Below are 12,865 nucleotides of genomic sequence, written 5' to 3'. Positions count from 1 at the left end.
TATTATAATATGATTCTCCTCATTTATAAATAGAAATATTTAATATAGCAAGAATTTATATCTACCTTCAAACAGAAAGAAACCCTAACATAAGTTAGGGTTTCTTTCTAGTCGTTCAAATTCATATATATTATAGTTTTACAACGTTTGCTGCTTGTGGGCCGCGGTCGCCTTCAACTACTTCGAATTCTACTGCTTGACCTTCTTCTAAAGATTTGTAACCTTCTTGGTTAATTGCTGAGAAATGTACGAATACGTCATTTTCTCCTTCGATTTCGATAAAACCGAATCCTTTTTCTGCGTTAAACCATTTTACTGTACCTTGTTTCATAAGTGTGAAACCTCCAAGACTAAAATTCAATATGCGATATTCGCATATTACAAAAAACACAATTTGTATTAATGTTATTTGCAATATGGAATAACGATATTGCTATTACTTATTATACGTTACTCATTTTTGAAATGCAATACTATTTCAGATATTTTCAGAATTTATTAATTTGGTAATGGTGTATAAATAGAATTGTCATTTAATATTAAAACACTGTAAAATATTTGTAAGTCTTCTTCACAATCTTCACAATATGCAATTTCACAATTATTATAAAATGCATGTATATTATGTTTTCCAATTACTTCGTTGGCAAATTTTGATTTATATTTCTCTATTAAATTTAAATATTCTTTTAACATTTCATTATATTCTGTGCATATTATTTCATTAATGATATGTTCTTTCCAATCATCAAAAAGCCACCAGCCTTCATAGTCAGCACGTATAGTTACGACTTTCCACATTAGAAAAACTCCCCTATTTATAAAATTACCTTAGAATAAATTTAAATCGATTTTCCAATTAAATCAAATGAAAAGCTTTTTAATACTATTTCTAAATATTAGTTTTTTTTGTCATAAGCCTTTATAATAGATATATGAGGTGATATTTATGAACGGAAAATTAATTAAAGTATTTGGTCGTGTTCAAGGAGTAGGATTTAGATTCTTTACGACACAATTAGCTAGAAAATATAATATAGTAGGAACTGTTGAAAACGTAAATGATTATGTAGAAATATATGCAAGTGGTGAACAAAATGATTTAGATGATTTTGTTCAAGGTGTAATTAATGGTGTAGCGCCAGCTTCAGTTGTTGAAAATTATACAATTGAAGATGTTGAATTAGACAAATCTACAAAGCATTTCAAAACGTTATAAATTAGGAAGATGACAATGAAATATAATTTATCATATATATTAGGTAGTTTACTTGCTATACCGGTTTCCTTTATTGTTTTTTTATTCAGCATATTCCAGTTAGATTTAAATTTCATGCTAGATATTGGCATATTCTTCGGGTCTTATGTCTTAAGTTTTATACCAATTCAGTGGTACAGTTCTAGCCGATTTTTGAAAGAAATGGGATTAACGCGTAGAGAATATCGCTTTATTAGAAAACAGTTAAATGAAGCTGGTCCAAAATTAAAAAGATTGTATAAGAATTACATGCGTGTGAGATCATATAGTGAGTTTAAGAATTTAAATGAAGTTAGCAAATTAGCGCGTACAATTTACAATACAGTAAGACAGTCACCAGAGAAATTTTATTCTGTGGAGAGCTTTTTCTATTCACACTTGGATAATACAGTGAATTTAATTGACAATTATACAATGCTACAAAGAATGCCTAACAAATCTAAAGAAGAAAAAGCAAAACTTAAACAAACAAAACTAACAATTGATGAGAATAAAAGAACTTTAGTTGCAGATTTAAAGCAATTAAATGAATCAAGTTATCATCAACTTGATATAGAAATGGAACTTTCGGAAATTGCTAAAAATCGAAATGATTACACAAAATCGATATCTAATACACCTAAAGAAAAGGTGAATTTAAATAAGAAACAAGATAAATACGAATATGAAACGGAGCGTAACTATGACGGAAACTAATAAAAATTTATTTGACGACCTAATTGAGGATCCGTTTAAAGATTCTACGAACGAATTATCAGCAGAACAGACAGAAGTATCGCAACAAGATGCTCAATCAAATGTCACTTCTACTTATGAGAATACATTTTCAGAAGAGGATCAAAGAAAGATAAATGAAATAGCACAACAAATTAAACCATTGGATAACGATGGATTACTATTGTATGGACAGCAAGCACAAAATAAGCTTTCACAATTTTCACATCAAATGTTAACACAAGTTCAATCTAAAGATGTTGGCCCTATCGGTTCGTCTTTAAGAAATTTAATGAATAAACTTAAAGAAGTTAACCCTGATGAACTACAAAAGCAAAACAAATCAAGATTGAGACGAATTTTCAAACGTGCTGAACGTTCTGTAAATGAAATGTTTAGTAAATATCAATCTGTTGGTGCACAAGTAGATAGAATTTCAGTGGAATTACAAAAATCTCAAAATATGTTAATGAAAGATGTAGGATTGTTAGATCAATTATATGAAGAAAACAAAGCCTACTTTGACGCATTAAATATTTATATTGCTGCAGCAGAACAAAAACGAGATGAATTAAAGAAAAATGACTTAGTAAAACTTGAAAATAAAGTAAAACAATCCAACAATCAAATGGATGTTCAAGAATTAGCAGACTTGCAACAATATATAAATAGACTTGAAAAAAGAATATATGATTTACAATTATCAAGACAAATCACACTACAATCTGCACCGCAAATTAGAATGATTCAAAACATTAATCAAACTTTAGCTGAGAAAATTCAAAGTTCAATTTTGACAAGTATTCCACTTTGGAAAAACCAAATGGCAATTGCATTAACATTATTAAGACAACAAGGTGCCTCAGAGGCTCAGAAGAAAGTTACAGATACAACTAATGAATTACTTCTTAAAAACTCTGAAATGCTTAAACAGAATGCGATTAGAACAGCTGAGGAAAATGAGCGTGGTATTGTAGATATAGAAACATTAAAAACAACACAAACAAACATTGTAGATACAATACAAGAAACGTTAAGAATTCAAGAAGACGGAACACGTAAACGTCAACAAGCAGAACAAGAACTTCAAAGTTTAGAGCAAGACTTAAAAACTAAACTATTACAATTGAAAGATGAACAACATCAATTAAGAAATTCATTTAAACAATAATTTAAATATGAAAATGAGACAGAAACATAAAGTTTCATAAACTCAAAAAAAAGACGAAATTCACGATAGACAGTGAATTTCGTCTTTTTATTTACAAATTAAGCAATATCTAATGAAAACGTTATTTGAGAATAGGCATTTATGTTCAAATCTCATTTTTAATATATTTAGATTTTCAAGACACAACAAAGCCCGGAACTTTTTTGTCCCAGGCTCCCCTGCTTTTCTATATATGTTTAACTATATTCTACCGGTGTTTGATTTTTAACTTTACCAATTATAAATCCAATGATAAACCCTACTACTGCAAATGGTATCCATTCCATTTGAATATCAGCTAAATATAGGTCTTCAATAAATTTCATCTTAACTCCTCCCGTTGAGTTAAGAACTGAAATGATAGATATAATTGTGACAAACGTAACTGCTAATTGTTGTGCTAATGGTGGTGTTTTCACAAAAGTAGCTAAAACAATTAACAACACTGTTGTAATTGCGATTGGATACAATACTAATAATACTGGTAAAGATCCTTGAATAACAGTTGTTAATCCTTGATTAGAAATGATAAAACTAACTAAAGTAAAGATTGTAACAAACCATTTGTAAGAAATCTTCGGAACTAACTCATGGAAGAATTCACTTACTGAAACGATAAGTCCAGTGGCAGTAGTTAGACATGCAAGTGCCACTATAATTCCTACTAAATACTTACCAAATTCACCAAAGGCTATTTGAGATACTGTCGTTAGTAAATACGTTCCGATATTTTGACCATTCGCATTAAGTTCTTTTAATGTAGCTGGTGAAACCTCCATATGGTTTCCAATCCATCCTAATGAAATGTAAATGAATCCAAGTCCGATTGCTGCAATTAGTCCTGCATAAATCGTTTGTTTAAATAATCCCGTTTCTTTAGTAACACCTTTACTTTTAATAGCTGTAATAACAATCATTGAGAACGCAATTGCTGCTATCGCATCCATTGTTAAATATCCTTCAACAAAGCCTTTACCAAAACTTGTACTTGCTGCTTTATAAATTTCAGGATCACCAGCAACAACGTCATTACCACTTAAACTAATAAATGTTTTGATGATTAAGATCACAATAGAAATTAATAATAAAGGTGTTAATATAGCACCAACTTTATCTACCATTTTACTAGAGTTAAAACTTAAGTAATAAACAATTATAAAGTAAATCAAAGTGAAAATAAATAATGCACCTTTACTTGTTGTATCAAATATTGGTGTAATACCCATTTCAAATGATGTTGCTGCTGTTCTAGGTATGGCGAATAGCGGTCCAATTGTTAAAGAGATTGCACTTAATAATATAATTGCAAATACAGGATGTATCTTACTTAATGAAGCTCTATATCCTTTACTTTCAATTGAGCCAGCGATTACACCAACTAATGGTAAACCTATTCCCGTGATTACGAAACCAAATATTGCTGGCCAGAAGAATTGGCCACTAGCTAACCCTAATGCTGGAGGAAAAATTAAATTCCCTGCCCCAAAAAATATTGCAAAAAGCATAAATCCTACTACAAAAACATTTTTATTCATATATGTTACTCCTTTTATGTAATACAATAATCTATATTCTATCACTGGAATTAGTTTTCGTCTATATGAAATATCTGAAAATTATAAATACATTGTGACACTTAATTTATTTATTATATAGATTGTAATAATAATGTTTTTAGCAAAGGAGATAGTTGGTTTGGTAAATTCTCAACACCTTCGACAAATAAACTCTGTTTCCCATATATATTGTGTACTGTATTTCGTGTACGCTCATCAATTGAACCTTGATTTAAGAATACATTAAATACATTTATACCTTGTTTGTCAGCCTCAATAACTGCTTCATGCGTATCTATTATTCCATCTTCTGCATAATCGAAAGCTGAAGGCTCTCCATCAGAAAAAACGATGAGAAATTTTTGAGTTTCGGGCCTTTTAAGTAAATGATTTGTTGCTATTCTTAATGCGACACCATCTCTATTATCATCTTGAGGTTCAAGTGTCATAATACGCGCATCGTGACGATTGAGTGTTGATTCATTATAGACAATTAGTTCATCAATGGTATTAGGTTGATTCCATTTATCTGCATCAAACGCATCTTCACTAAATGATAAAATTTCATGTTTGATATCTAAGTTTTTAAGCGTTTCATGAAATAATACGACACCTTTTTTTGTTTCATCCATTTTATCGTGCATACTTGCTGATGCATCTATTAATAATGTGAATGTAGCGTCTAGTTTTCTACTGAAGGCATCTTTTTTGAAAAACAACTTATATTGATCATCAATAAACCAATTAAGTAAATTTTTTTGTAATCTACCTTTTGTTAAATTTTCACGAATATCACTATATTGGTGATTCATTGATTTTTGAATAATACTTGTTAAATCTTTAATTTCGAATTGAACACTTTCAACAGCTTGCTTATAATCTTCTTCATCAGATAATGAATAATCAGGTTTATTAAATGTTAATTTAACATTTTGGTTGATACCTTTTAGTTTATATGGATTGTTATTTCCTTGAGATCCACCTTCTTCATCATCTATTGTATTTTTTGAACCTTTTCCTTTTTTCTCCATCATATTCGTCATATCATCTGAAGCATCACCTTCACGTTCATTATCTGTTAACACATCAGAATTTTCACCTTCATGTAGTTCCATTTCTAAATAATGGTCACTATCAGATTGTGTGTCTGCGGTTTTCGTTTCAGCATTTTCTGTTATGATATCATTTTCGTCATGTTCCGTTTTGCTAGATTGACTACTATTCGTTTTATCGTGTCTCTTAATGTCATCTAATGTCCATTCAACATCGAATGATTCATAAATGCGTTCAGGCAAGTGATAATATTGATTCAACATATCTTCTATAAGTAAATGGTCCAATAAAATCATAATGCTTACTGATAAATTATAACTATCTTCTGATGAGTTTAAGTTAAAAATTTGAGGTAATCTATTAAATACTTGGATCAATGCGTCATCAAACTTGTCGTGTACAGATTGATAAGTGATAAAATTCTCATGCAAAATTGCATGTTCAATTGTTAAGAATAATAAATCAGTGTACGTTGTTTTAGTCTTATAAACTTGTATTTGACTATTGTTTTGTTTGATTTTAACTTGTAATCTATGTTTGAAAAGTTTCTTTGTTACTGGTCTCGCTTGAATGATATGATTTGATAACCTGTACTCTTCAATCATCATAAATACTTGTTTGAAAAAATGCATATGTTCAAACGATTCGTTCAAAACTTCTTTGTAAATATTAGGGCTTAGTTGTTTAAAACCAATTGTATCTAGCATGATATCAGATTTTAAACCTGCTTCTATAATATGTTCAGGTCTGTGTAACCAATTAAAGCTGACATTACAAATATTGTTGATCGGATCATAGTGTTGGAATTTTTGGAATGAAACTTTAACATTTGGATCTTCAAGTAATAACTTTGCTAAATCAGTAAGCATCATAATTTGTTGTGCGTCGATTTGTTCATCATTAAATAATATAAAACGATCACTCATGTTATACTCCTCACTCAAATATTAATTCAATCGCATTTTGTATGGCTTGTTGTTCGCGTTCATCATCAATTTTATCTATAATTGCACGTTTAATTGCTCTTCTTATTGGAATAACTGTAGCTAAATCTGCTAAATCTAACAAAGCTCTAATACTTGCTGCCTCTTCTGAAATTTGGCCTTGGCTCGACATGATGCGTAAATCTTTACTAAACTGGACGATTGAATCTATGATTTCATTATCGGTTAATTGACTTTGCTCTTTTATTATTGTCTTAAGTGTATGTCCATCTATATAATCAACATCTAAAACAACGAATCTATTTTTTAATGCTTCATTCATTGGTAAAGTACCGATATAACCAACATTAATTGCTGCAATGACAGAAAACCCTTCTTTCGCTTGTACCACTTCACCTGTAAAAGGATTTGTTAATGCTCTTCTATAGTCAAGGACACCGTTGAGTATTGGTAACGTTTCAGGTTTGGCCATATTAATTTCATCTATATATAATAAATCTCCATTTTTCATCGCTTTCAATACAGGACCATCTATAAATACAATTTCTTGATGTCCCTTTTCATTTGTTTCGATTGTTTTAAATCCTAGTAAGCTTTCAGCATCTAAATCAACTGAACAGTTAACAGAATACATTGGTTTATTTAAATCATTTGCTACTGTTTCAGCTAATTTCGTCTTACCAGATCCAGTTGGTCCTTTTAATAAAATATTTTTCTTCAATTTAATCATAGTAAGTGCATCATTATAAACTGTTTCATCATTGTTAATATATTTTTTTAGCTGTGACATATTAATCTCCTTTAATTCTCTCGTAATAAACCTAAAAAGAGAAAAGATCTATATTGGCTATAGAGCTTTTCTCTAGTGTTTAATATTTGTAGTCAATTATACTTCTTTAAAGTAAGTTTTGTAGTATCCGCCGACTAAACCAGAGTTATCTATAATTTGATAATATTCTTCAGTTTCATTTACGACATCGTATACTTTACCAACTGTAAGCATATCTGATACTTTAAACTTATCTGCATTGGTATGTGTAACTTCTACTTGTTTCAAGACGTGATTTTCTTTCCATGTTTCATGTAACATATAAAACGCTCCTTTAATTCGTTGTATCTAATGTAATTGTAATAATGATACCTGTAATATCCCGCACATATAAAGATATTAATCCTTCTTCATGTTGAATAATTTGATGCTCAAGTTCTAATTCTTTTAATTGATTAACAATTGCCTCGAAATGATCAACTTGATCAATTGAAATTGCTACTCTTTCAATTGGTGTATCTAAGGACTCAATAGCTTGAGGTGAATCAATTAAATGTAACTCTCCTCCATTGCCTCCTGAGCCAATCTTGAATACTAAAGCTGCTTCATCTTCTATTGTCTTGTACTCAGCTAGCATTTGCAAATTAAAAATATTTTTTAATAAGCCACCAGTTACTGGTGTTTCTGGTGATTTAATCATGACTGGTCCGATACCTTGGACTTGATGTATAGGACTAATTGGGCCGGCATCATTAGCAGTTCCAAGTGGTATGCCTACGTTTAATTCATCTGAAATTAAGAAGAATGCATGGCCATTATTATCATAAAACTTAAACAAATGTTTTCCATTCAATTGATGAACAGATTCATATTTCACATTATGTTTATCAAATTGTTCTTTATATTCATATAAAGCTAAGTCAGTTGGAACACGTAATGCTACGCCATAAAAATGAGATTCTAAATTAGTAGATTCGCCTAAATATTTCTTAAAGATTACACGCGTACCTGGCGCTAAATGAGCATCGCCAATATGCAAGATATTCGTATCTTTATTTAATAATGTATTCAAACCCAGTATATCTTTAAAAAACAATTCGGTTTCTTGTAAATCATGCGTCCATAAAGTTACACTTCTTAGTCCAATCATGAATATCGCCCCTATTTATTAGTCTAGTAAATTATACCAAACAAATATTAATTATGACAAATCAATCAATTTGAAAATGTGTTTATATATAAATAAAAATGAGCCTAGGACTATAAATTTATGTCCTAGGCTCTCAATTACATATTTAATTTAGCTTTCTAATAATAGGTCTTCTGGATTTTCAATTAAGTCTTTAATTGTTTTTAAGAATCCTACTGCCTGTTTACCATCGATGATTCTGTGGTCATAACTTAATGCGATATACATCATTGGTCTATTTTCCATGCGTTCCTTATCGATTGCGACTGGTCTTGTTACGATTGAATGCATACCAAGAATTGCAGCTTGAGTACCATTAATTATAGGCGTTGACATAAGTGATCCAAATACACCACCATTTGTAATAGTGAATGAACCGCCCATCATATCATCTAAACCTAATTTTTTGTCTTTCGCTTTTACAGCTAAGTCATAAATATTTTGTTCTATTTCAGCGAAGTTCTTTTTATCACAATCTTTAACGATTGGAACGACAAGGCCTTCTTCTGTAGAAACGGCAATACCAATATCATAAAATTGTTTTAGTAATAAGTCAGTACCATCTATTTCAGCATTTACATCTGGATATTTCTTCAATGCAGCTACAGCAGCTTTTGTGAAGAATGACATAAATCCTAGACGTGTTCCATTATGATCTTCTTGGAATTTGTCTTTTTTACGTTTACGAAGTTCCATAACATTAGTCATATCAACTTCATTAAATGTAGTTAGCATTGCTGTATTATTAGATACTTCTAATAATTTCTTAGCAATTGTTTGACGTCTACGAGACAATTTTTCACGTATAACAGGTTTTGAAGGGTTAATGTCAGCATTTGATTGAGCTGGCTTGTTTTGTGATGCTGGCTTAGATTGAGTAGCTGGTTTTGCAGCTGATTCAACATCTTCAGGTCTAATCACATCACCTGCTTGTGTTTTAACTTTAGATAAGTCAATTCCTTTTTCGCGAGCTAATTTACGTGCTGAAGGCGTCGCTTGAATTCTCTCATTTGATGAGGAATTATCATTTGAAACTGCTACTTCTTTAGCAGCATCTTCCTTAGGCGGTTCAACTTGCTTATCTTCTTTGCTTTCATTAGATTTTGAACCTTCGTTATTTGCTGGTGTTGCTTCTCCATCTTCTGAAACAATTGCAATGACTGAACCAACTTCTACAGTATCGCCTTCTTCAGCTTTAATTTCAGTTAGAACACCTGCAGATTCAGAAATGACTTCTACATTGACTTTGTCAGTTTCAAGTTCAACGATATTTTCGCCCTTTTCAACTTGATCTCCAACAGCTTTAAGCCATTCTGAGATTGTTCCTTCTGTAATAGATTCTGCTAATTCTGGTACTTTTACCTCTGACATTTTAAATTTCCCCCTATTTGTGGTTTAACGCTTCTTCAATAACTTTGCTTTGTAGAATTTTGTAGATTTCGCCGTCACCTTCTGCAGTTGAAGAACGTACTTTTCGGCCATGATAATCTAATTCTACTTTCTTGTTTTCAAGGATGCTTTGTAATTGTAAACTTACAAAAGTCCATGCTCCTTGGTTTTTCGCTTCTTCTTGAACCCAACTAACTTTTTCTAAATTTCTAAATTCTGATAGAACATTTTTAATTTCTTCTTTAGGGAATGGATAAAGCTGTTCTAAAGCTATTAAGCAAATTTCGTCATTTGGATTTTTCTGCAATTCTGTTTTTAAGTCGATAAACATTTTTCCAGTTGCGATAAGAACTTTCTTAACTTTAGTTTTCTTATTCGGTTCTACCAATATTGGTTCGAATTGACCTTCAGTAAACTCTTCAACAGGTCTAGAAACTATTTTGTTTCTTAATAAACTTTTTGGAGACATTAAAACGAGTGGTCTCATTTTTTCAGTATTTAAATATTTAGCATGTCTTCTTAATAAATGATAATAATTTGATGAGCTTGTTAAATTAGCTATCGTCATATTATTTTCGCCAGCTAATTGTAAAAATCTCTCCAACCTTGCTGATGAATGTTCAGGTCCTTGGCCTTCATTACTATGTGGTAAGAATAAAGCAAGTCCACTCTTTTCGCCCCACTTAGCATTACTGTTTGCCATAAAGTTATCGAAAATCATCTGTGCCATATTTGCGAAGTCACCATATTGTGCTTCCCAAATATTAAACGATTCTGGATGATCTACATTGTATCCATATTCAAAACCAACAACCGCTGCTTCAGATAATGGTGAGTTATGAATATCGAATGAAGCTTTACTTTCAGGTACATGATGAAGTGGTATAAATAACTTACCATCATTTTCGTCATGTAATACCGCGTGTCTTTGTGCAAAAGTACCACGCTCTGAATCTTGTCCAGTTAAACGGATTGGTGTACCGTCTTGTAAAATAGTAGCAAATGCTAATTGTTCAGCGTGCGCCCAATCTACAAGTCCATCCTTTTCAAATGGTTCACGACGTCTATCTAATACTTTGCTTAATTTCTTGAATACAGTAAAATCTTCAGGATAATCAAACATAGCGTCGTTAATAGATTTTAAATCTTCATATGACATATTTTTAATTTTATAATCTTGGCCTTCGTTAATCTTATCAGGCAATGCCATTTCAGGATTATCCATTTGTGCGTCTTTATCAATTTTATCGTGTGCACTACGTAATCTTTTCGTTACACTTTCAAAAATCTCATTCATTTCATCTTTAGAAATAATATTTTGATTTACTAATTCTTGACCATATTTAATTTCAATCGATGGATGTTCTTTAATAGCTTTATACATCATAGGGTTAGTAATAGATGGTTCGTCCATTTCGTTGTGTCCATAACGTCTATAACCAACTAAATCAATTACGAAATCTTTATTAAACTTTTCTCTAAAGTCCATTGCCATTTCGATTGCTTTAACCGTTGCTTCAACATCATCTGCATTAACATGAATAATAGGAAGGTCATAACCTTTTGCGACATCTGTTGAATAAGTTGTTGAACGGCCATCTGTTGCTTCAGTCGTGAAACCGATTCTATTATTCGTAATGATGTGTAAAGAACCACCAGTTGTATAACCATCAAGATTACTTAAGTTCATTGATTCGAAATTAATACCTTGACCAGGGAATGCGGCATCACCATGAATGAGTACAGCTAGTGATTTGTTCACATCTTGTGATGGTCTACCGACATCGATTGTTGTATCTTGATTAGCACGTGTTTTTCCAAGTACAACTGGAGATACAATTTCAAGGTGACTTGGATTATTAGCTAATGTAATGGTTTGTTCAATTCCATATTTACTAGTTGTTTTAGTACCACCGAGGTGATACTTAACATCTCCAGTCCAACCTGCAGTGATTTCTAAAGAACCATCTTTAGGTAAGAAAATTAATGGATTTTTGTGCATAAATTCAGAAATCATCATTTCATAAGGTTTCTCTAAAACGTGAGTTAATACATTTAGTCTTCCTCTATGAGCCATACCGATTTGTATATTAGGTATGTTGGCATTGTTAGTTCGTTTAAGTACATGTTGTAACATAGGTACTAAAGTATCTACGCCCTCTATAGAAAAACGTTTTGCACCAACAAAGTTTTTATGAATATATTTTTCAAAGCCTTCTACTTCGGCTAAACTTTTTAATAGTTCAATTTTGTCTTCATTAGTAAATTCGATTGTTTTTGTAGACTCTATATATCTCTTTAACCATACACGTTCTTCATTGTTGTTGATATGTGTATACTCAAATGCTATAGGTCCTTGGTAACATGAAGTCATATATTCTATTGCTTCATATGCATTTTTAAATTCACCATCAAAGTGTTCTGAAACGAGTCCTGCAGGAAGTTTTTCTAATGTCTCCTTAGAAAGTCCAAAGTCTTGATGTGTTAGTTTTGGGACATTTTTTCTTTCAGGACGGTATACAGGATAAATATCAGCAGTTAAATGTCCATATTGTCTAATATTATCTATAAGTCGCATTACACGCTTAACACTAGAATTATCTACCCCCGTACCCGATGCTTGTCCAGTGCCTGTGTTGTTACTTGTTAATTCATCGAATAACACTTGTAAGTCTTCTGGTACTGAATCTGGATCATTAACGTAAGTATCATACATTTCTAACATTAACCCCAAGTTCGTTCCAAATCTTACAGGTGCTTCGACATGATTATCATTCTTCATG

Annotated in this window: 12 protein-coding genes; 3 read left to right on the top strand and 9 right to left on the bottom strand. The window is 31.3% G+C overall.

The window, feature by feature from the left end:
• Positions 1–130: 130 nt before the first annotated feature.
• Together cspA and CD111_RS09490 are read right to left on the bottom strand one after the other, a co-directional pair.
• Complete coding sequence (gene cspA, locus CD111_RS09495; RefSeq protein ID WP_016912585.1) at positions 131–331, bottom strand: cold shock protein CspA; 201 nt, start codon at positions 329–331, stop codon at positions 131–133.
• Between the two features lie 167 nt (positions 332–498).
• Positions 499–801 carry a DUF1033 family protein gene (locus tag CD111_RS09490; RefSeq protein WP_095088045.1) on the bottom strand — a complete coding sequence of 101 codons (303 nt, stop codon included), beginning with the start codon at positions 799–801 and terminating at the stop codon, positions 499–501.
• 148 nt (positions 802–949) lie between these two features.
• Here CD111_RS09490 and CD111_RS09485 point away from each other — a divergent pair, with 148 nt between their 5' ends.
• The 3 genes from CD111_RS09485 to CD111_RS09475 are packed head-to-tail and all read left to right on the top strand — an operon-like array spanning position 950 to position 3,143.
• Positions 950–1,219 carry an acylphosphatase gene (locus CD111_RS09485; RefSeq protein WP_095088044.1) on the top strand — a complete coding sequence of 90 codons (270 nt, stop codon included), beginning with the start codon at positions 950–952 and terminating at the stop codon, positions 1,217–1,219.
• A 15-nt stretch (positions 1,220–1,234) separates the two neighbouring features.
• Positions 1,235–1,954, top strand: coding sequence for a 5-bromo-4-chloroindolyl phosphate hydrolysis family protein (locus CD111_RS09480; protein ID WP_095088042.1), 720 nt, complete (start codon positions 1,235–1,237; stop codon positions 1,952–1,954).
• The gene (locus CD111_RS09475; protein ID WP_095088041.1) at positions 1,941–3,143 is read left to right on the top strand and encodes a toxic anion resistance protein; all 1,203 of its coding nucleotides are present in this window, start codon (positions 1,941–1,943) and stop codon (positions 3,141–3,143) included. Before CD111_RS09480 ends, CD111_RS09475 begins: the two co-directional genes overlap by 14 nt.
• A 236-nt stretch (positions 3,144–3,379) precedes the next feature.
• Here the strand turns inward: CD111_RS09475 and brnQ are convergent, their stop codons facing one another.
• The 7 genes from brnQ to CD111_RS09440 all read right to left on the bottom strand — a co-directional run bounded on the left by brnQ (position 3,380) and on the right by CD111_RS09440 (position 12,864).
• Positions 3,380–4,717, bottom strand: coding sequence for a branched-chain amino acid transport system II carrier protein (gene brnQ / locus CD111_RS09470; RefSeq protein WP_095088039.1), 1,338 nt, complete (start codon positions 4,715–4,717; stop codon positions 3,380–3,382).
• A 113-nt stretch (positions 4,718–4,830) separates the two neighbouring features.
• A complete protein-coding gene (locus CD111_RS09465) occupies positions 4,831–6,717 on the bottom strand; it encodes a vWA domain-containing protein (protein WP_095088038.1) in 1,887 nt (628 codons plus the stop codon).
• Positions 6,718–6,727: 10 nt separating this feature from the next.
• On the bottom strand, positions 6,728–7,525 hold the full coding sequence (locus tag CD111_RS09460) for an ATP-binding protein (RefSeq protein ID WP_095088036.1): 798 nt from the start codon (positions 7,523–7,525) through the stop codon (positions 6,728–6,730).
• Between the two features lie 96 nt (positions 7,526–7,621).
• Positions 7,622–7,825, bottom strand: coding sequence for a DUF6501 family protein (locus tag CD111_RS09455; RefSeq protein ID WP_095088035.1), 204 nt, complete (start codon positions 7,823–7,825; stop codon positions 7,622–7,624).
• Between the two features lie 13 nt (positions 7,826–7,838).
• On the bottom strand, positions 7,839–8,654 hold the full coding sequence (locus CD111_RS09450) for a VOC family protein (protein WP_095088033.1): 816 nt from the start codon (positions 8,652–8,654) through the stop codon (positions 7,839–7,841).
• A 150-nt stretch (positions 8,655–8,804) separates the two neighbouring features.
• Complete coding sequence (gene odhB, locus CD111_RS09445; RefSeq protein WP_095088032.1) at positions 8,805–10,064, bottom strand: 2-oxoglutarate dehydrogenase complex dihydrolipoyllysine-residue succinyltransferase; 1,260 nt, start codon at positions 10,062–10,064, stop codon at positions 8,805–8,807.
• Positions 10,065–10,077: 13 nt separating this feature from the next.
• The gene (locus tag CD111_RS09440) at positions 10,078–12,864 is read right to left on the bottom strand and encodes a 2-oxoglutarate dehydrogenase E1 component (protein ID WP_095088031.1); all 2,787 of its coding nucleotides are present in this window, start codon (positions 12,862–12,864) and stop codon (positions 10,078–10,080) included.
• Between the last annotated feature and the right edge of the window lies 1 nt (position 12,865).

The sequence above is a fragment of the Mammaliicoccus stepanovicii genome, assembly GCF_002902525.1.
GTDB classification, from domain to species: Bacteria; Bacillota; Bacilli; order Staphylococcales; family Staphylococcaceae; genus Mammaliicoccus; species Mammaliicoccus stepanovicii.
This window is presented reverse-complemented; position numbering and strand designations above follow the sequence as displayed.

Excerpts from the sequence above, each read along its gene's own strand:
- cspA (WP_016912585.1), bottom strand. The coding sequence starts at position 331 with ATGAAACAAGGTACAGTAAAATGGTTTAACGCAGAAAAAGGATTCGGT.
- CD111_RS09490 (WP_095088045.1), bottom strand. The coding sequence starts at position 801 with ATGTGGAAAGTCGTAACTATACGTGCTGACTATGAAGGCTGGTGGCTT.
- CD111_RS09485 (WP_095088044.1), top strand. The coding sequence starts at position 950 with ATGAACGGAAAATTAATTAAAGTATTTGGTCGTGTTCAAGGAGTAGGA.
- CD111_RS09480 (WP_095088042.1), top strand. The coding sequence starts at position 1,235 with ATGAAATATAATTTATCATATATATTAGGTAGTTTACTTGCTATACCG.
- CD111_RS09475 (WP_095088041.1), top strand. The coding sequence starts at position 1,941 with ATGACGGAAACTAATAAAAATTTATTTGACGACCTAATTGAGGATCCG.
- brnQ (WP_095088039.1), bottom strand. The coding sequence starts at position 4,717 with ATGAATAAAAATGTTTTTGTAGTAGGATTTATGCTTTTTGCAATATTT.
- CD111_RS09465 (WP_095088038.1), bottom strand. The coding sequence starts at position 6,717 with ATGAGTGATCGTTTTATATTATTTAATGATGAACAAATCGACGCACAA.
- CD111_RS09460 (WP_095088036.1), bottom strand. The coding sequence starts at position 7,525 with ATGTCACAGCTAAAAAAATATATTAACAATGATGAAACAGTTTATAAT.
- CD111_RS09455 (WP_095088035.1), bottom strand. The coding sequence starts at position 7,825 with ATGTTACATGAAACATGGAAAGAAAATCACGTCTTGAAACAAGTAGAA.
- CD111_RS09450 (WP_095088033.1), bottom strand. The coding sequence starts at position 8,654 with ATGATTGGACTAAGAAGTGTAACTTTATGGACGCATGATTTACAAGAA.
- odhB (WP_095088032.1), bottom strand. The coding sequence starts at position 10,064 with ATGTCAGAGGTAAAAGTACCAGAATTAGCAGAATCTATTACAGAAGGA.
- CD111_RS09440 (WP_095088031.1), bottom strand. The coding sequence starts at position 12,864 with ATGAAGAATGATAATCATGTCGAAGCACCTGTAAGATTTGGAACGAAC.